Genomic DNA, 17,662 nt, shown 5'->3' on the forward strand with positions numbered 1-17,662 from the left:
AGCCCTCGTCAACCTCGCGACTTCTCATTGGATGAGAGTCCGGTGGGACGCGGTGGTGAGCGCGGTCACCCTGGTCTGAGTGTCCCGGGCCGCCTGCCCCCGTCTCGTCCTCGACCTCTGAGCTCCAGGAGAACCCCGATGACCGTCGACAGCCTGCCCGCCACCGACGTCCCCGTGCTGGACGACGACCCGTTCGGCACCGAGGTGCTGACCGACCCCTACGACTTCCACCGCCGGCTGCGCGACGCCGGGCCGGTGGTGTTCCTGCCCCGCTACGGCATCTACGCGATGGGCCGGTTCGACGAGGTCTCCGCGTCGCTGCGGGACTGGGAGACCTTCGTCTCCAGCCGCGGCGCCGGCCTGGCCGACTTCGCCAAGGAGAAGCCCTGGCGGCCGCCGAGCCTGCTGCTGGAGGCCGACCCGCCGGACCACACCGTCGTCCGGACGGCGATGAACGGCGTGATCTCCCCGCGGAGCATGCGGGCGCTGCGCGAGCGGTTCGCCGCCCCCGCGGCCGAGATCGCCGAGCGGCTGGTCGAGCAGGGCACCTTCGACGCGGTGACCGACCTGGCCGAGGTCTACCCGCTGCGGGTCTTCCCGGACGCCATGGGCCTGCCCGAGGAGGGTCGGGAGAACCTGCTGCCCTACGGCGGGCTGGCGTTCAACGCCTTCGGTCCGGACAACGAGCTGCGCCGCAACGCCCTGGCCACCGCGGCGCCGGTGCAGGCCTGGATCTGGGAGCAGTGCCAGCGGGAGAACCTGGCGCCCGACGGGTTCGGCGCGCAGATCTGGGCGGCCGCCGACCGCGGCGAGATCACCCACGAGCAGGCGCCGATGCTGGTCCGCTCGCTGCTGACCGCCGGGGTGGACACCACCGTCTACGGCATCGCCAACACCGTCTACGGGCTGTCGCGGCACCCCGAGCAGTGGGCCCAGCTGCACGCGCAGCCGGCCAAGGCCAAGTTCGCCTACGACGAGGCGTTGCGCTGGGAGTCGCCGGTGCAGACGTTCTTCCGCACCACCTCCCGCGACGTCGAGGTCGCCGGCACGCACATCCCCGAGGGCACCAAGGTGCTGCTGTTCCTCGGCTCGGCCAACCGCGACCCCCGCCACTGGGGCGAGGACTCCGAGGTGCTCGACCTCAACCGCCGGACCGCCGGGCACGTCGCCTTCGGCATGGGCATCCACCAGTGCGTCGGCCAGCCGGTCGCCCGCCTCGAGACCGAGCTGGTGCTGACCGCCCTGGCGCAGCGCGCCCGCACCCTCGAGCCGGCCGGGGAGCCCACGCCGAAGCTGAACAACACGCTCAAGGGCTGGGCGAGCGTGCCGGTGACGGTCACCCGGGCCTGACCGGTCGAGGGCCGGCCGCCAGGAGGGCCTCCACCCGGCCGGCCGCCGCGAGCAGCGCGCCGTCCTCCCCGGGCAGGGACTCCAGGGAGATCCCGATCGGCAGGCCGGCGGCGGTCGCGCCGGCCGGCAGGGTGATCGCGGGCATCCCGGCGGTCGACCCCGGCCCGGTGTTGCGGATCGTGGTCAGGAAGACCGGCACCTGCCGCCCGTTCAGCTCGGTGGTGTCGTCGTCCCCGACCGGCGGGGCGGGTAGCGGGACGGTCGGGTAGACGAGCGCGTCCAGCCGCCCGCCGTCCGCGGGGTGGAGGGCGGCGGTGTAGGCGCTGCGCAGCCGGTCCCGGACGGCGAGGTTGGCCCGGTAGACCTCGTCGGTGACCGAGCCCGAGGCGGCCAGCTCCAGCGCGCCCCGGACGTCGGGGGAGGCCACCTGCGCGATCACGTCGGCCAGGCTCAGCCGGCGCTCCGGTCCGGGCAGCGTGGCGAGGTAGGCGGGCAGCTCGCGGGCGACCTCGAAGAACACGATCGGGAAGCCGCACTCGGCGTCCAGTGCGTGCGCGTCGGCCACCCGGACCTCGACCAGCTCGACGCCGGCGTCGGCGAGCCGGTCGAGCGCGCGGGCCACGGTCCCGGCGACCTCGGGGTGCAGGTCGTCGTAGAAGCCGGCCCGGGGGACGCCGAGCCGCAGCGGCCGCTCGCCGCCGGGGACCGCGGTCTCCCCGGTGACCAGCTCGTCCACGACCACCACGTCGGCCACCCGGGTGGCCAGCACGCCGGCGGTGTCCCGGGTGCTCGAGATCGGCACCGTTCGCCCGGTGCCCCAGCGCCCGACCGTCGGCCGGAAGCCGACCAGGCCGCAGTGCGCCGCCGGCACCCGCACCGACCCGCCGGTGTCGGTGCCCAGGGCGATGGGGACGACGCCGGTGGCCACGGCGACCGCCGAGCCGCCGGAGGAGCCCCCGGCCGAGCGGCTGGGGTCGTACGGGTTGCGCACCGGGCCGAACGCGGCGTTGTTGCTGGTGATGCCCAGGGCCAGCTCGTGCAGGTTGGTCTTGCCGACCACCGCGGCGCCGGCCGCGCGCAGCCGCTCGACCGCGTGCTGGTCGCGGCCGGGCCGGGAGCCGCGCAGCGCCGGGGTGCCGCCGCTGGTGGGCAGGTCGCGGGTGTCGAGGTTGTCCTTCACCGCGAGGGGGACGCCGGAGAGCGGCCCGGGCCCGGCCTGCGGACGGTCGGCCAGGGTGGTGAAGGCGCCCAGGTCGGCGACCTCCCGCGCCCGTGCCCGGCTCGCGGCGAGCACCTCCTCGGCGGACGACGCCGCGATGCGCGACCGGACGCCGTCGAGCCCCGTCGGCGGCACCGCCGTCGCGCCGTCCCCGGTCGGGATCACGGCCGCTGACCCAGCTCGCGGGCCACCTCCGGGTGCTCGCGGAGGTACTGCTCGTGGGCCTCGGTCACCCGCAGGTTGTTGCCCCGGGTCTCCCCGGCAACGGTCACCGCGACCAGCGAGACGACGCAGAGCGCCATGATGTAGATCCCGATCGACCCCGACCAGCCGGTGGTCTGGATGAGCAGCTCGGCGATCATCGGGGCGAAGGCGCCGCCGAGGATCGCGCCGAGGGCGTAGCCGATGGAGATCCCCGAGTACCGGACGGCGACCGGGAACATCTCCGCGTACATGGCCGACATCGGGCCGTACGACAGGCCCAGCCCGACGGTCAGCACCAGCAGCGCGACGCCGTAGAGCCAGATGTCGCCGGTGTCGATGAGCAGGAACAGCGGGATCATCCAGACGAACACCAGGGCGTAGCCGATCTGGAAGGTGCGCACCCGGCCGATCCGGTCGGAGAGGGCGCCGCCGTAGAGCGTGAAGACCAGCCAGCCGAACGAGGCGAGCGTGGTCGCCAGCAGCACCGAGGTGCGCGCCATCCCCAGCGCCGTGGTGGCGTAGGCGATGAAGAAGGCGATCAGCAGGTACCCCGCGGCGTTGTTCGCGACGAAGATCAGCGCGGTGAGGACGACCTGCTTGGTGTTCCTCCGGAACAGGTCGCGCAGCGGCGCCGACGACTCCTTCTTCCGCAGCCGCATCTCCTGGAAGACCGGGCTCTCGTCGACGGCCCGCCGGATCAGGTAGCCGATGACGATCAGCACGACCGACAGCAGGAACGGGATGCGCCAGCCCCAGGACGCGAACTGCTCGGGGGTCGTGACGGTGGAGATGAGGTACAGCACGCCGGTCGCCAGGATCATCCCGATCGGGACGCCGATCTGCGGGTAGGCGCCGAACAGGCCGCGGCGGTTGACCGGGGCGTGCTCCACCGACATCAGCGCCGCGCCGCCCCACTCGCCGCCGGCGGAGAAGCCCTGCAGCACCCGCAGCAGGATCAGGACCGCCGGCGCGGCCAGGCCGATCTGCTCGTAGGTGGGCAGCAGGCCGATCAGCGCCGTGGAGGCGCCCATCAGCAGCAGCGTGAAGACCAGCATCCGCTTGCGGCCCAGCCGGTCGCCGAACCGGCCGGCGACGATCGCGCCGAGCGGGCGGAACAGGAAGCTGATGCCGATGGTGGCCAGCGAGAGGACCGTGGCCAGGCCCGGGGAGTCCTCGCTGACCGGGGAGAGGAACAGCGGCGCCAGGACCAGCCCGGCGGCCTGGGCGTAGATGAAGAAGTCGTACCACTCGATGGTGGTGCCGGCGAGGGTGCCCGCGAGGACCTTGCGCTCCTCGGTGGTCAGCCGTTCGCGCGGTCGCCGTGCCGTGTCGGTCGTGGCCATCCGTCGTCCCCCTGGGGCTCGATACTGACCGAGCGGTCAGTTATTACCGGCGGAACTGTAGCGGGGGTGTGGTCCAGGACACAACGATGCGTGCCCGAACTAACGGTCCCCGGCCGCCCGGGCCGCGGCCTGCTCGCCGATGCGCGCCGCCAGCGCCTCCTCGGGGAGCACCACCTGGACGGTCGTGCCACGGCCGAGCTCGCGGCCGCCGGCGTCGACGGCGGTGCACTCGCAGGTCAGCCGGTTGCCGCGCACCTCGACGCAGCGGGCCGTCACCCGGATCGGGTCGCCGACCCAGGCCGGGGCCAGGTGCTCGACCGACACCGACCGCCCGATCCCGGCCTCGCCCGGCTCGAGGTGGCGCAGCAGGAGCTTGCGCCCGGCCTCCTCGAAGTGCTTGGCCATCGTGTAGGTCGCGTAGACCGGGTGCACCGGGCCGAGCTCGTCGAACCGGACGGTCATCTCCGGCGTCACGACGACGTCGAGGTCCGCGGCGGCCCCGACGGCGACGGGTCTCACGCCGGCACCCAGCGCGCGGGGCGCTTCTCGCGGAAGGCGGCGATGCCCTCCTGGCCCTCCTCGCTCGCGAAGAACCGCGCGGACAGCGCCAGCAGCTCGGGGAACCGCTCGCCCAGCGGACCTGAACGGGCACGCAGCAGGCGCTTGGTCTCGGCCAGGGCGGACGGCGCGCCGCGGCCCAGGGCATCGACCTGCGCGGCCACGCAGGCGTCCACCTCGTCGTCCGGGACGCCCAGGTCCACCAGCCCACCGGCCAGCGCTGCCGGGGCCTCGAACACCTCGCCGGTCAGCATCAGCCGGTGGGCCACGTTCGGCAGCATCCGCGGCAGGCAGACCGCCGAGATGACCGCCGGCACCACGCCCACCCGGACCTCGGTGAACGCGAAGGTCGCCGAGGTCGCGGCGACCACCACGTCGCAGGCGGCCAGCAGGCCCACGCCGCCGGCCCGGGCGGGCCCGCGGACGGCCGCCACCACGGGCTTGGGGAAGTCCCAGATCGTCTCCAGCAGTGCCGGGAACTCGTTGACCCCCTGGTCCTCCGCGGCCCCTCCGGCGGCCTCGGCCAGGTCCATGCCCGAGCAGAAGACCCGGCCGGTGTGGTCGAGGACGACCACGCGGACCGCGTCGTCGGCCCGCGCGGCGGCCAGGGCGTCGCGCAGCTGCGCGCGCATCGCCCGGGAGAGGGCGTTGCGGTTGGCGGGGGAGTCGAGGGTGAGGGTGGCGACGCCGCTGCGCACCCCGACCCGCAGGACCGGCTCGGTGCTCACGCGTCGAAGTCCACGGTCACGTCGTCGGTCACCGGCACCGACTGGCAGGTCAGCACGTAGCCCGCCTCGACCTCCTTCGGCTCGAGGGCGTAGTTGCGCCGCATCTCCACCTCACCCGCGGTGACCCGCGCCCGGCAGGTGCCGCAGACCCCGCCCTTGCAGGCGAAGGGGAGGTCGCCGCGCACCCGCTGCGCGGAGTCGAGGACCGGCACGTCCCGCGGCAGCGTCATGGTGGTCGTGCGGCCGTCGAGGACGACGGTGACCTCGCTGCTCGGCCCGGTCACGGTCGCGTCGTCCCCGCGGACCGGCTGCGGCGGGACGTCGTCGACGTAGAACAGCTCCTGGTGCACCTTCTCGGCCGGGACGCCGAGCTCGGTCAGCAGCGCGCGGGCGTCGCCGACCATCCCGTGCGGGCCGCACAGCCACCAGTGGTCGACGTGCTCGGCGTCGACCAGGTTGTCGATCAGCGTGCGCAGCCGGGCGCCGTCGAGCCGGCCGCTGGTCACCTCGGCGTCCCGCGGCTCGCGGGAGAGGACGTGCACCAGCTGCAGCCGGGTGCCGTAGCGGTCCTTCAGGTCGGCCAGCTCGTCGGCGAACATGACGGTGTTGGTGCGCCGGTTGCCGTAGAAGACGGTCACTGTCGACTCCCCGTCGCGCAGCACGCTGGCGGCCAGCGACAGCGCCGGGGTGATGCCGGAGCCGGCGACGACGAACACGTGGTCGGCGGGCACCGACAGGTCGGCGGTGAAGGTGCCCGACGGCGGCAACACCTCGATCTCGTCGCCCGGGCGCACCGAGTGCACCAGGTAGGAGGAGAAGAAGCCGCCGGGCACCTCGCGGACGCCGACCCGCGGCGCGGCGCCCACCGGCGCGCAGATCGAGTACGAGCGGCGCTCGTCGCGATCGCCGTCCACCCGGCGCAGGGTGAGCGCCTGGCCGGGCTTGAAGACGTAGTCCTCGGCCAGCTCGGGCGGGACGTCGAAGGTCACCGCGACGGCGTCGTCGGTGAGCTGCTCGACGCGGGCCACCTTGAGCGGGTGGAACTGCGGCCGGCGGCGGGTGCTCGCGGTCACGGGTCAGATCTCCTTGACGTGCTCGAAGGGCTCCCGGCAGCTGCGGCAGCGGCGCAGGGCCTTGCAGGCGGTGGCGCTGAACTCGCTGAGCTCCTCGGTGTCGGGCGAGCCGCACACCGGGCAGGCCGCGGTGCGGCGGGTCGGTCCCAGCTGCAGCGGCACCGGGCCGGCGGGGCGGACGGGCGCCTTCCCCGGCGGGGCGATGCCGCCGGCGGCGAGCTTGCGGCGGCCCTCCTCGCTGATCCAGTCGGTGCTCCAGGCGGGGGAGAGGACGGTGCGCACCTCGACGTCGGCGAACCCCGCGCGGTGCAGGGCGTGCAGCAGGTCGGCCCGCATGACCCCCATCGCCGGGCAGCCCGAGTACGTCGGGGTGATGTCGACGACGACCGTGCCGTCCTCGACCCGGACGTCGCGGAGGACGCCCAGGTCGGCGAGGGTCAGCATCGGCAGCTCGGGGTCGGTGACCGTCTCGGCCACGTCCCGCGGGTCCGTGAGGGCAGGAATGGCCATCTCTGCCCTCACCAGGTGGCCGCCGGGTGCTGCCGGGCCAGCCCCTGCAGGGTGGCCAGCAGCTCGGTCATCTCGGCCGTGTGCTCGCCGGTGCGGCCGCGGGGCGCGGCGTCGGCCGGCCAGGCGGGCACCCGCAGCGTGGCCCGCTCGAGGACCTGCGTGAGCACCGAGACGACCTCCTCGCGGACGTCGGCCGGGTCGACGGCGACGCCGGCCGCGGTGAGCCGCGCCTCGACCTCGGTGGCGGTGAAGACGTCGTCCAGCAGCGGCCAGACGGCGTCGACGCCCGCCTGCGCGCGCCGGTGCGACTCCTCGGTGCCGTCGCCGAGCCGGAGCACCCAGCGCGCGGCGTGGTCGCGGTGGTAGGCCAGCTCGTTGACGCCCTTGGCGGCGATGGCGGCGACCACCGGGTCGCGCGACTCCCGCAGCCGGGCGAACACCGCGAGCCGCACGGTGGCGGCCACCAGCAGCCGGACGATCGTCTGCGCGAAGTCGCCGTTCGGCGCCTCGACCAGGCCGGTGTTGCGGAACTCGTGGGGGTCGCGGAAGTAGGCCAGGGCGTCCTCGTCGGGGATGCTCTCCGTGGCGCGCTCGCGCGAGCGGCCGAGCACGCCCACCGACCCGGCGCGGGCCAGCAGCAGCCGGGCCTGGCCGAGCAGGTCGAGGGCGACGTTGGCGATCGCCACCTCCTCCTCGAGCTCCGGCGCGGCGGTGACCCACTGGGTCAGCCGCTGGGCCAGCACGAGGGCGTCGTCGCCCAGCATCAGGCAGTACTCGCCGAGGTCGGCCGGGTCGATGCCGTCGGGGACGGTCGTGTCGACCCCGGCCAGCGGCTCGTCGAACCCGGTGCCGAACGCCCAGTGCCCCTCGCCCCCGTGGGCGTGGTCCAGCGCCTCGTACACGGTCTCTTCGTGCGCCACGCAACGGCTCCTTGCCTGGATGACGGACGGCGGTGGCCCCCTCCCCGGGCCTCGCCGCCGCGAGCAACGAGCGGTGGTGGGCCCGGGGAGGGGGTCCTTCACATGTGGGGGACGTTCTCCGGGATCTCGTAGAACGTCGGGTGGCGGTAGACCTTGTCGCCGCTCGGGGCGAACATCGGGTCCTTCTCGTCGGGGCTGGACGCGGTGATGTCGGCGGCCTTGACCACCCAGATGCTCACGCCCTCGTTGCGGCGGGTGTACAGGTCGCGCGCCGCGTGCACGGCCATCTCGTCGTCCGGGGCGTGCAGCGACCCCACGTGCACGTGGTTGATGCCGCGCTTGCCGCGCACGAAGACCTCGTAGAGCGGCCAGTCCCGCCGGCTCGCGGCCGGCTTGGGCTCGACCGGCACCTCGGGCCCGGTGGGGACCGCGCCGTGGCCGCCCTCGCTGGTGAGGCTCATGCCCGCGCTCCCTCGTGCTTGGCGGCGTACGCGGTGGCCGCCTCGGTCACCCAGGCGTTGTCGTCGCGGGCGGCCCGGCGGCGGGCGATCCGGACGTCGTTCATCGGGCCGCCGCCGGAGACGACCCGCTTGAACTCCTCCCAGTCGATCCGGCCGAACCGGTGCTGGCCGGTCTCCGGGTCCAGGGACAGCTCGGGGTCGGGCAGCGTGACGCCGAGGAACTCCGCCTGCGGCACGGTCATGTCGACGAAGCGCTGGCGCAGCTCGTCGTTGCTGTGCCGCTTGATGCCCCACGCCATCGACTGCGCCGAGTTCGGGCTGTCGTCGTCCGGAGGGCCGAACATCATCAGCGACGGCCACCACCAGCGGTCGACGGCGTCCTGCACCATCGCCCGCTGCTCGGGGGTGCCGCGCATCATCGTCATCAGCAGCTCGTAGCCCTGCCGCTGGTGGAACGACTCCTCCTTGCAGATCCGGATCATCGCCCGGGCGTAGGGCCCGTAGGAGGAGCGGCACAGCGGCACCTGGTTGCAGATCGCCGCGCCGTCGACCAGCCAGCCGATGACGCCGACGTCGGCGTAGGTGAGCGTCGGGTAGTTGAAGATCGAGCTGTACTTCTGCTTGCGCTCGATCAGCTTGTCGGTGAGGTCGGCCCGGTCGGCGCCGAGGGTCTCGGCCGCGGAGTACAGGTACATGCCGTGGCCGGCCTCGTCCTGCACCTTGGCCAGCAGGATCGCCTTGCGCCGCAGGCTCGGCGCGGCCAGCAGCCAGTCGCCCTCGGGCTGCATCCCGATGATCTCGGAGTGCGCGTGCTGCGCGATCTGCCGGATGAGCGTCTTGCGGTAGCCCTCGGGCATCCAGTCACGCGGCTCGATGCGGTGCTCGGCGGCGATCGTGGCGTCGAAGTGCTCCTGCAGGGCGGCCTCGTCGGCCGGCCGTTCCAGGGTGGGCGCGGACATCTCGTTCCCTCGTTCGCGACGGCGGGAGGTCATTTACTGACCGGACGGTCGGTAATGAGTTTGCACGACCGCGACGGGGCGCACAACCCTGCGCCGGGAAGTTCCTCGCGGGGCTTGACAGTGCGTGCGCCGAGGAGTTGATTACCTGACCATCCGGTCGGTATTTCGCTGTCCGGTGCCGACCGATCGACCGTCCGGCGACGACGCTCAGGACCACGGAGGCCCCCGCCATGACCGCCACGACCAGCGAGACGTCCCGACGCCTGGGGTCGGCGCCCGACCCGGGCCTGCTCGACCCCGCGGAGCGGATGGGGGTCGACGAGCTGCGCGCCCTGCAGCTGGAGCGGCTGCGGTGGACGCTGCGGCACGCCTACGAGAACGTGCCGCACTACCGGCGGGCCTTCGACGAGGCCGGGGTGCACCCCGACGACTGCCGCGAGCTGGCCGACCTGGCGAGGTTCCCGACCACCAGCAAGGCCGACCTCCGCGAGAACTACCCCTTCGGCATGTTCGCCGTCCCCCAGGAGCGGGTCCGGCGGGTGCACGCCTCCTCGGGCACCACCGGCCGGCCCACCGTCGTCGGCTACACCGAGGCCGACATCGACACCTGGGCCACGGTCATGGCCCGCTCGATCCGGGCGGCCGGCGGGCGGCCGGGGGACAAGCTGCACAACGCCTACGGCTACGGCCTGTTCACCGGCGGGCTCGGCGCCCACTACGGCGCGGAGAAGCTGGGCTGCACCGTCATCCCGGTCTCGGGCGGCATGACGCCGCGGCAGGTGCAGCTGATCCGCGACTTCGAGCCGCGGGTGATCATGGTGACGCCCTCCTACATGCTCACCGTCATCGACGAGTTCGAGAAGCAGGGCGTGGACCCGCGGGAGAGCTCCCTGGAGATCGGCATCTTCGGCGCCGAGCCCTGGACCGAGCAGATGCGCCGCGAGATGGAGGAGCGCGCCGGCATCCACGCCGTCGACATCTACGGCCTGTCCGAGGTCATTGGGCCGGGCGTGGCCCAGGAGTGCGTGGAGACCAAGGACGGCCTGCACGTCTGGGAGGACCACTTCTACCCGGAGGTCATCGACCCGCTGACCGGTGAGGTGCTGCCCGAGGGCGAGCAGGGCGAGCTGGTGTTCACCTCGCTGACCAAGCAGGCCATGCCGGTCATCCGCTACCGGACCCGCGACCTCACCCGGCTGCTGCCCGGCACCGCCCGCCCCGGCATGCGCCGGATGGAGAAGATCACCGGCCGCACCGACGACATGATCATCCTGCGCGGGGTGAACCTCTTCCCGACCCAGATCGAGGAGATCGTGCTGCGCACCCCGGGGCTGTCGCCGCACTTCGCCCTGGAGCTCGTCACGCGCGGCCGGATGGACCACCTGATCTGCCGCATCGAAGCGCGGCCCGACTGCCCGCCGGAGCGGCGGGAGGCGGCCGGCGCGGAGGTGGCGAAGGGCGTCAAGGACGTCGTCGGCTGCAGCATCGAGGTGCTCGTCGTCGACCCGGAGACCCTCGCCCGGTCGGTCGGGAAGCTCAAGCGGCTGTACGACAACCGGGAGCGGACAGGGGCGTGAGCATCGCAGTGAGGGCGGAGCCGACAGGGAGTGACCCGATCAGAGGGGTGGGGCGTGACGTCGACCGCTGATCCGGCCCGGGTGCGGCGCGGCCGCCCCGGGCACTCGCTCGACACGCTGCTCGACACCGCCGTCGCGGTGTTCAACGAGCGCGGCTACGACGCCACGAGCATGGACGAGCTCGCCACGCGGCTGGGCATCACCAAGTCGGCGATCTACCACCACGTCGCGAGCAAGGTCGAGCTGCTCCGGCTGGCCCTCGACCGGGCCCTGGACGCGCTGTTCGCCGTCACCGAGGAGCCCGGCGCGACGACCGGTGCGGCCATCGACCGGCTCGAGCACGTCGTCCGCGGGTCGGTCCACGTCCTCGCGGCGGAGCTGCCGTTCGTCACCCTGCTGCTGCGGGTGCGCGGCAACTCCCCGGTCGAGGAGGCCGCGCTCGCCCGGCGCCGCGAGTTCGACCGCATCGTCACCGACCTGGTGCGGGCCGCCGAGGACGAGGGCGACGTGCGCCCCGACGTCGACCCCGCCGTCACCAGCCGGCTGCTGTTCGGCACCGTCAACTCCCTCACCGAGTGGTACCGGCCCGACGGCGGCCTGACGCCCGACGCCCTCGCCGACGCCCTCGTCACCACGACCTTCCAGGGCCTGCGCGCCCGGCCGTCCTGAGCCACCTCCGTCGGTCCCCGCGGGGACCGACGGGAACACCGCGCCGGTCCCCGCGGGGACCGACCGAACCAGGGAGTCCGCCATGACCGCACCTCTGCTCGAGAGCTACGTCGCCGGCCGGTGGTACGCCGCCCCCGACGAGGGCACGCCGATCGCCGACGCCGTCACCGGGGAGACCGTCGTCCGGGTCAGCAGCACCGGCCTGGACGTCCCCGCGATGCTCGACCACGCCCGCACCGTCGGCGGGCCGGCACTGCGCGAGCTGACCTTCCACCAGCGGGCCGGCCTGCTCAAGCAGCTGGGCCTGAAGCTCATGGCCGGCAAGGACGAGTTCTACGCGCTGTCCCGCCGCACCGGCGCCACCGACCGGGACAGTGCGGTCGACGTCGACGGCGGGTTCGGCACGCTGCTGTCCTACGCGTCCAAGGGCCGCCGCGAGCTGCCCGACGACACCGTCGTCCTCGACGGGCCGGTCGAGCCGCTGGGCAGGCGCGGCACCTTCGCCGGTCAGCACCTCTACACCCCGCTGCGCGGGGTCGCGGTGCAGGTCAACGCCTTCAACTTCCCGGTGTGGGGGTTCCTGGAGAAGCTGGCGCCGGCCTTCCTCGCCGGTGTCCCGACCGTCGTCAAGCCGGCCAGCCAGACCGCCTACGTCACCGCGGCGGTGTTCCGGGAGATCGTCGAGTCCGGCCTGCTGCCCGAGGGCTCGGTCCAGCTGCTCGCCGGCAGCGCCGCCGGGCTCCTCGACGGCCTGGCCGGTCAGGACCTGGTGTCCTTCACCGGCTCGGCCGCGACCGCCCGCAAGCTGCGCAGCTCCCCGGCGGTGGTCGCCCACTCGGTGCGGTTCAACGCCGAGGCCGACTCGCTCAACTGCTCGGTGCTCGGCCCCGACGCCGGCCCGGGCACCCCGGAGTTCGAGCTGTTCGTGGCGCAGCTGGTCACCGAGATGACGGTGAAGGCCGGCCAGAAGTGCACCGCGATCCGCCGGGCGTTCGTGCCGCGCGACGTGGTGGACGACGTCGTCGAGGCCACCCGCGAGCGGCTGGCGCAGGTGGTCGTCGGGGCACCCGGCGCCGAGGGGGTGCAGATGGGCGCGCTGGCCAGCCTCGACCAGCGCGAGGAGGTGCTCCGCTCGCTCAAGGCGCTGCGTGGCGTCGCCGAGCTGGTCGCCGGCGACCCGGAGCACTTCGAGGTGGTCGGCGCCGACCGCGACCGCGGCGCGTTCCTGCCCCCGATGCTGCTGCGCTGCGACGACCCGGCCGCCGCCGAGCCGCACGACGTGGAGGCGTTCGGCCCGGTCAGCACCGTCCTGCCCTACGACGGCGTGGCGCAGGCGGTGGAGCTGGCCGCCCGCGGGCAGGGCAGCCTGGTCGGCTCGGTCGTCACCCACGACGAGCAGTTCGCGCGGGAGTTCGTGGTGGGCGCCGCGCACGCGCACGGCCGGATCCTGGTGCTCGACCGGGACGACGCGGAGGAGAGCACCGGCCACGGGTCCCCGCTGCCGGTGCTCGTGCACGGCGGGCCCGGCCGCGCCGGTGGCGGCGAGGAGCTCGGCGGCATCCGCGGCGTGCTCCACCACATGCAGCGCACCGCCGTCCAGGCCTCGCCGGACATGCTGACCGCGGTCGGCGGCCGCTGGGTGACCGGCGCCCGGCGGACCGACGACGGCATCCACCCGTTCCGCAAGTCGCTGGCCGAGCTGCGGATCGGGGACTCGGTGACCGCCGGCCCGCGGGCGGTGACGCTGGAGGACATCGAGCACTTCGCCGAGTTCACCGGCGACACCTTCTACGCGCACACGGACGAGGCGGCCGCCGCGGCCAACCCGCTCTTCGGCGGGCGGGTGGCCCACGGCTACCTCATCGTGTCCTGGGCCGCGGGGCTGTTCGTCGACCCGGCGCCCGGTCCGGTGCTGGCCAACTACGGGGTCGACAACCTGCGCTTCCTCACCCCGGTCAAGCCGGGGGAGGAGCTCACGGTGACGCTCACCTGCAAGCAGATCACCCCGCGCGGCGGCGCCGACCACGGCGAGGTCCGCTGGGACGCCGTCGTCGTCGACACCGCGGGCGCGCCGGTGGCGACCTACGACGTCCTCACGATGGTGGCCAAGACCTGGCCGCCGACCGCCTGACCGGGCCGCTCAGCCGCGCAGCCGGGCGTTGAGCCGGGCGGCCTGGCGGGTGAGGTGGTCCCGTTCGGGCAGGTTGGGCGCCGACCGGGCGGCCTCGGCGTAGAGCCGTGCCGCGGTCGCCGGGTCGCCGGCGCGCTCGTGCAGGTACGCGGCGACCGCGGTGTGGCGGGGCAGGGCGGGGTCGAGCCCGGCCAGTGCGGCCAGGCCGGCCCGCGGGCCGTCGGCCTCGCCGACCGCGACGGCCCGGTTGAGGCGGGCGACCGGGCTGTCGGTGAGCCGCACCAGCTCGTCGTACCACTCGACGATCTGCACCCAGTCGGTCTCCTGCGCCGTGCGGGCGTCGGCGTGGAGGGCGGCGATGGCGGCCTGGGCCTGGAACTCGCCGAGGCGGTCGCGGGCGAGCGCGGTCTGGAGCACGTCGACGCCCTCGGCGATGAGGCGGGTGTCCCACCGGCTGCGGTCCTGCTCGGCGAGGGGCACGAGGCTGCCGTCCGGGCGGGTCCGGGCCGGGCGCCGGGCGTGGTGCAGCAGCATCAGCGCGAGCAGTCCCGCCACCTCCTCGGAGTCGATCCGGGCCGCCAGCTGGCGGGTGAGCCGGATCGCCTCGGCGGCGAGGTCGACGTCGCCCGAGTAGCCCTCGTTGAAGACCAGGTAGAGCACCCGCAGCACCGTGCCGACGTCGCCGGGCCGGTCGAGGCGGACACCGGAGACGGTCCGCTTGGCCCGGCTGATCCGCTGGGCCATGGTCGCCTCCGGCACGAGGTAGGCCTGCGCGATCTGCCGCGTGGTCAGCCCGCCGACCGCGCGCAGCGTGAGCGCGACCGCCGAGGCCGGGGTCAGGGACGGGTGGGCGCAGAGGAAGTAGAGCTGGAGCGGATCGTCCACCTCCTCGCCCGGACCGGGCGCCGGCTCGCTGTCGACGCGGACCTCGCGCTGCCGCCGGGAGGCGTCGGCGCGGGTGGCGTCGAGGAACCTGCGCCAGGCCACGGTGACCAGCCAGCCCCTCGGGTCCCGCGGCGGGTCGTCCGGCCACACCCGCACGGCCTCGAGCAGGGCGTCCTGGACGGCGTCCTCGGCCGCCGCGAAGTCGGCTCCGCGGCGGCCGAGGATCCCGATCACGGTGGGGATGAGGGCCCGCAGCAGGGCGTCATCCACCGCGCGTCACTCCGTGATGGTCGGCGGCGCGGCCAGGAACGGGCGCACCTCGAGCCACTCGTGGATCGGCTCCCCGCCGGCGCCCGGAGCCGCGGACAGCTCGCCGGCCAGCTCGACCGCCCGCTCCCGGGTCTCGACGTCGATCACCATCCAGCCGGCGATGAGGTCCTTGGTCTCGGCGAACGGGCCGTCGGTGACCGGCGGCCGTCCCTCGCCGTCGGAGCGGACCCACATGCCGTCCGGGGAGAGCGCCTGGCCGTCGACGAACTCGCCGGTGCTCTCCAACCGGGCGGCGAAGTCCTGCATGTACTGCACGTGCGCCGTGACCTCCTCCGGCGTCCACTGGTCCATCGGCACGTCGTTCACCGCCGCCGGCGCGCCGCGGTAGTGCTTGAGCAGCAGGTACTTGGCCATCGCGTTCTCCTCGGTGGGGTACGGCCCATCGTGGCCGTGTGCACCCGGGGGACGGAGCCGCAGGCGGGTTCTCGACATCCCCCGGCAAAAATTCTCGAGCGGAGTCCGGAGAGCGAGGGATCCTCGCCGTCCGCACTCCGCTAGGCGGCGGTCCAGCGGATCGGCAGGCGCTTGACGCCACGCTGGAAGTTCGACCGCAGCAGCGCCGGTGGACCGTCGAGGTCGAGCGTGGCCGTGCGGCGCAGCAGCTCGCCGAACAGCGCCCGCATCTGCACGCGGGCGAGCTGGCCGCCGAGGCAGAAGTGCGGGCCGTGCCCGAAGGACAGGTGCGGGTTGGGGGAGCGGCGGACGTCGAAGGTGTCCGGCTCGGCGAACACCGCCTCGTCCCGGTTGGCCGAGGTGAACGACACGACCACCTTGTCCCCGGCGCGGATGCGGGCGCCGGCGAGGTCGACGTCGCGCGTCGCGGTGCGCCGGAACACCATCACCGGCGTCCACCAGCGCAGCATCTCGTCGACCGCGCCGGGCAGCAGGGACGGGTCGGCACGCAGCGCGCCCAGCGCCTCCGGGTGCTGCAGCAGCGCGATCAAGCCGCCGGGCAGGCCGTTGCGCAGCGTCTCGTTGCCGGCGACGGCGAACAGCCAGAACGTGTTCTCGAACTCGGCGTCGCTGACCGAGCCGCCCTCGTCGTCGACCTGGGCGAGCAGGATCGACATGACGTCGGTGCCGGGGGAGCGGCGCTTCTCCTCGGCCAGCAGCCGGGCGTACTCGTAGAGGTCGGGCATGCCGGCACGGGTGCGCGGGTCGGGCATCCGTCCGTCGGCGTCCGGGGCCGGGCGCAGCGCGACGGCCGCCCGGGCCATCGCCGTCCCGCCGGTGCCGTCGAAGTGCGACGACGTGGCGTAGTCGGGGTCCTGCCAGCCGATGACCCGGTTGGACCAGTCGAACATCAGCCAGCGGTCCTCGGCCGGCACCCCGAGGACGTCGGCGAGGGTGAGCAGCGGGAGGTCCGCGGCGACGTCCTTGGCGAAGTCGCACCGGCCCTCGGCCGCGCCGTCCACCATCCGGTCGACCAGCCCCGCCGCCGTCGCCTGGATGGCCTCGCTCAGCGCCGCCACGGCCCGTGGCGTGAAGGAGCGGGTGAGCAGCCGCCGGAGCCGGGAGTGGTCCGGCGGGTCCATGTTGAGCATCATCCGGCGCACCCAGGCGAGGTCCGCGGCGTCGCGCACCTGGGTGGCGCCCAGCCACGAGGAGAACGTCGCCGGGTCGCGGAGCACCCGCTCGACGTCGGCGTGCCGCAGCACCAACCAGAACCCCGGACCGGCCGGCTGACCGTGCAGCGCGGGCTCCTCGACCCAGGTCACCGGCGCCTCGGCCCGCAGTCGGCGCAGCAGCTCGAACGGCGGCCCCTCCTCGTAGGTCGCCGGGTCGACGAGGACGGCGGTGTCCAGCGCCGCTGAGGCCATGTCCGCTCCTGGGGTCTAGGAGTACGTGTGGAAACCCTTGCCGGTCTTGCGGCCGAGCTCCCCGGCCGCGACCTTGTCACGGAGCAGCTGCGGTGGGGCGAACCGCTCACCGAGGGTCCGGTGCAGGTACTCGGCGATCGCCAGCCGGACGTCGAGGCCGACCAGGTCCGTGGAACGAAGCGGACCCATCGGGTGGCGGTAGCCCAGCTCCATCGCGGTGTCGATCGCCTCGGCGTCGGCCACGCCCTCCTCGAGCATCCGGATCGCCTCCAGGCCCAGCAGGACGCCGAGCCGGGAGGAGGCGAAGCCGGGGGAGTCCTTCACCACGACGTCGGTCTTGCCCAGGGCCCGCACCCAGCCGCGGGCGGCGTCGACCACCACCGGGTCGGTCTCCGGCGCGACGACGACCTCCACCAGCTTCGACGCCGGCACCGGGTTGAAGAAGTGCAGGCCGAGGAAGCGCGCCGGGCGCTCCAGCGCCGCGGCGAGCTCGGTCACCGACAGCGAGCTGGTGTTGGTCGCCAGCACGGCGGCGGGACCGGCGGCGGCCGCCGCCGCGCCCAGCACCTCGGCCTTGAGGTCGGCCCGCTCGGGAACGGCCTCGATCACCAGGTCGGTGTCCCGATCGAGGTCGGCGGGGGAGTCCAGCAGGGTCAGCCGGCCGAGGACGGCCGCGACGTCGTCGGCGAGCTTGCCGCGCCGGGCCGCCTCCTCGAGCCCCTCGGCCACGCGCCCGCGGGCGGCCGCCGCGGCCTCCTCGCCGGCCTCGACCACGGCGACCTGCGCCCCGGCGGCGAGGAACACCTGCGCGATGCCGGCACCCATGCGGCCGCCGCCGATGACGCCCACCCGGGCGGGGACGCTGCTCATGTGTCCTCCTCGCGGCGCCGCACGCCGAGTTCCCGACCGATCGTTCAGTAATTCG

At 74.1% G+C, this 17,662-nt stretch carries 17 protein-coding genes; 4 read left to right on the plus strand and 13 right to left on the minus strand.

The features are described from left to right. Nucleotides 1-138 precede the first annotated feature (138 nt). Nucleotides 139-1,350, plus strand: a complete 1,212-nt coding sequence (locus ACI789_RS01175) for a cytochrome P450 (RefSeq protein WP_456919442.1) — start codon at nucleotides 139-141, stop codon at nucleotides 1,348-1,350. Here ACI789_RS01175 and ACI789_RS01180 read toward each other — a convergent pair. From ACI789_RS01180 to paaA, 9 genes are all read right to left on the minus strand, one after another. Next, nucleotides 1,337-2,734 (minus strand): amidase family protein, encoded by a 1,398-nt coding sequence (locus tag ACI789_RS01180; protein ID WP_457006311.1) that lies wholly within the window; start codon nucleotides 2,732-2,734, stop codon nucleotides 1,337-1,339. The two genes, ACI789_RS01175 and ACI789_RS01180, sit on opposite strands and share 14 nt — an antisense overlap. Then, entirely contained in the window at nucleotides 2,731-4,116 is a 1,386-nt protein-coding gene (locus tag ACI789_RS01185; RefSeq protein ID WP_457006312.1) for an MFS transporter, read from the minus strand. The genes ACI789_RS01180 and ACI789_RS01185 overlap by 4 nt, the downstream gene beginning before the upstream one ends. Before the next feature lie 99 nt (nucleotides 4,117-4,215). Then, complete coding sequence (locus ACI789_RS01190) at nucleotides 4,216-4,635, minus strand: thioesterase family protein (RefSeq protein WP_457006313.1); 420 nt, start codon at nucleotides 4,633-4,635, stop codon at nucleotides 4,216-4,218. Continuing rightward, nucleotides 4,632-5,402, minus strand: coding sequence for an enoyl-CoA hydratase-related protein (locus ACI789_RS01195; protein WP_457006314.1), 771 nt, complete (start codon nucleotides 5,400-5,402; stop codon nucleotides 4,632-4,634). Before ACI789_RS01195 ends, ACI789_RS01190 begins: the two co-directional genes overlap by 4 nt. Then, nucleotides 5,399-6,475: a 1,2-phenylacetyl-CoA epoxidase subunit PaaE gene (gene paaE / locus ACI789_RS01200; RefSeq protein ID WP_457006315.1), complete on the minus strand. Its 1,077-nt coding sequence runs from the start codon at nucleotides 6,473-6,475 to the stop codon at nucleotides 5,399-5,401. The genes ACI789_RS01195 and paaE overlap by 4 nt, the downstream gene beginning before the upstream one ends. A 3-nt stretch (nucleotides 6,476-6,478) precedes the next feature. Further along, entirely contained in the window at nucleotides 6,479-6,985 is a 507-nt protein-coding gene (paaD, locus tag ACI789_RS01205; protein WP_457006316.1) for a 1,2-phenylacetyl-CoA epoxidase subunit PaaD, read from the minus strand. An 8-nt stretch (nucleotides 6,986-6,993) separates the two neighbouring features. Beyond that, nucleotides 6,994-7,905 carry a 1,2-phenylacetyl-CoA epoxidase subunit PaaC gene (paaC, locus tag ACI789_RS01210; RefSeq protein WP_457006317.1) on the minus strand — a complete coding sequence of 304 codons (912 nt, stop codon included), beginning with the start codon at nucleotides 7,903-7,905 and terminating at the stop codon, nucleotides 6,994-6,996. A 98-nt stretch (nucleotides 7,906-8,003) separates the two neighbouring features. Continuing rightward, nucleotides 8,004-8,366, minus strand: coding sequence for a 1,2-phenylacetyl-CoA epoxidase subunit PaaB (paaB, locus tag ACI789_RS01215; RefSeq protein WP_456919435.1), 363 nt, complete (start codon nucleotides 8,364-8,366; stop codon nucleotides 8,004-8,006). Continuing rightward, nucleotides 8,363-9,325 (minus strand): 1,2-phenylacetyl-CoA epoxidase subunit PaaA, encoded by a 963-nt coding sequence (gene paaA, locus ACI789_RS01220; RefSeq protein ID WP_457006318.1) that lies wholly within the window; start codon nucleotides 9,323-9,325, stop codon nucleotides 8,363-8,365. The genes paaB and paaA overlap by 4 nt, the downstream gene beginning before the upstream one ends. A gap of 230 nt (nucleotides 9,326-9,555) precedes the next feature. Here paaA and paaK point away from each other — a divergent pair, with 230 nt between their 5' ends. The 3 genes from paaK to paaZ all read left to right on the plus strand — a co-directional run bounded on the left by paaK (nucleotide 9,556) and on the right by paaZ (nucleotide 13,702). Continuing rightward, on the plus strand, nucleotides 9,556-10,902 hold the full coding sequence (gene paaK, locus ACI789_RS01225; RefSeq protein ID WP_457006319.1) for a phenylacetate--CoA ligase PaaK: 1,347 nt from the start codon (nucleotides 9,556-9,558) through the stop codon (nucleotides 10,900-10,902). 54 nt (nucleotides 10,903-10,956) lie between these two features. Further along, nucleotides 10,957-11,571 carry a TetR/AcrR family transcriptional regulator gene (locus tag ACI789_RS01230; RefSeq protein ID WP_457006321.1) on the plus strand — a complete coding sequence of 205 codons (615 nt, stop codon included), beginning with the start codon at nucleotides 10,957-10,959 and terminating at the stop codon, nucleotides 11,569-11,571. 82 nt (nucleotides 11,572-11,653) lie between these two features. Continuing rightward, on the plus strand, nucleotides 11,654-13,702 hold the full coding sequence (paaZ, locus tag ACI789_RS01235) for a phenylacetic acid degradation bifunctional protein PaaZ (protein WP_457006322.1): 2,049 nt from the start codon (nucleotides 11,654-11,656) through the stop codon (nucleotides 13,700-13,702). 9 nt (nucleotides 13,703-13,711) lie between these two features. Here the strand turns inward: paaZ and ACI789_RS01240 are convergent, their stop codons facing one another. The 4 genes from ACI789_RS01240 to ACI789_RS01255 form a co-directional block, all read right to left on the minus strand. Continuing rightward, nucleotides 13,712-14,857, minus strand: coding sequence for an RNA polymerase sigma factor (locus tag ACI789_RS01240; RefSeq protein WP_457006323.1), 1,146 nt, complete (start codon nucleotides 14,855-14,857; stop codon nucleotides 13,712-13,714). Between the two features lie 6 nt (nucleotides 14,858-14,863). Next, a complete protein-coding gene (locus tag ACI789_RS01245) occupies nucleotides 14,864-15,271 on the minus strand; it encodes a YciI family protein (RefSeq protein ID WP_457006324.1) in 408 nt (135 codons plus the stop codon). Nucleotides 15,272-15,411: 140 nt separating this feature from the next. After that, nucleotides 15,412-16,737: a cytochrome P450 gene (locus tag ACI789_RS01250; protein ID WP_457006325.1), complete on the minus strand. Its 1,326-nt coding sequence runs from the start codon at nucleotides 16,735-16,737 to the stop codon at nucleotides 15,412-15,414. A 15-nt stretch (nucleotides 16,738-16,752) separates the two neighbouring features. Continuing rightward, nucleotides 16,753-17,607, minus strand: a complete 855-nt coding sequence (locus ACI789_RS01255) for a 3-hydroxyacyl-CoA dehydrogenase family protein (RefSeq protein ID WP_457006326.1) — start codon at nucleotides 17,605-17,607, stop codon at nucleotides 16,753-16,755. Between the last annotated feature and the right edge of the window lie 55 nt (nucleotides 17,608-17,662).

The organism is Geodermatophilus sp. SYSU D00965 (assembly GCF_054050075.1).

Coding starts and splice junctions, on each gene's coding strand:
- ACI789_RS01175 (WP_456919442.1), top strand. CDS start 139: ATGACCGTCGACAGCCTGCCCGCCACCGACGTCCCCGTGCTGGACGAC.
- ACI789_RS01185 (WP_457006312.1), bottom strand. CDS start 4,116: ATGGCCACGACCGACACGGCACGGCGACCGCGCGAACGGCTGACCACC.
- paaD (WP_457006316.1), bottom strand. CDS start 6,985: ATGGCCATTCCTGCCCTCACGGACCCGCGGGACGTGGCCGAGACGGTC.
- paaB (WP_456919435.1), bottom strand. CDS start 8,366: ATGAGCCTCACCAGCGAGGGCGGCCACGGCGCGGTCCCCACCGGGCCC.
- paaA (WP_457006318.1), bottom strand. CDS start 9,325: ATGTCCGCGCCCACCCTGGAACGGCCGGCCGACGAGGCCGCCCTGCAG.
- paaK (WP_457006319.1), top strand. CDS start 9,556: ATGACCGCCACGACCAGCGAGACGTCCCGACGCCTGGGGTCGGCGCCC.
- paaZ (WP_457006322.1), top strand. CDS start 11,654: ATGACCGCACCTCTGCTCGAGAGCTACGTCGCCGGCCGGTGGTACGCC.
- ACI789_RS01245 (WP_457006324.1), bottom strand. CDS start 15,271: ATGGCCAAGTACCTGCTGCTCAAGCACTACCGCGGCGCGCCGGCGGCG.
- ACI789_RS01250 (WP_457006325.1), bottom strand. CDS start 16,737: ATGGCCTCAGCGGCGCTGGACACCGCCGTCCTCGTCGACCCGGCGACC.
- ACI789_RS01255 (WP_457006326.1), bottom strand. CDS start 17,607: ATGAGCAGCGTCCCCGCCCGGGTGGGCGTCATCGGCGGCGGCCGCATG.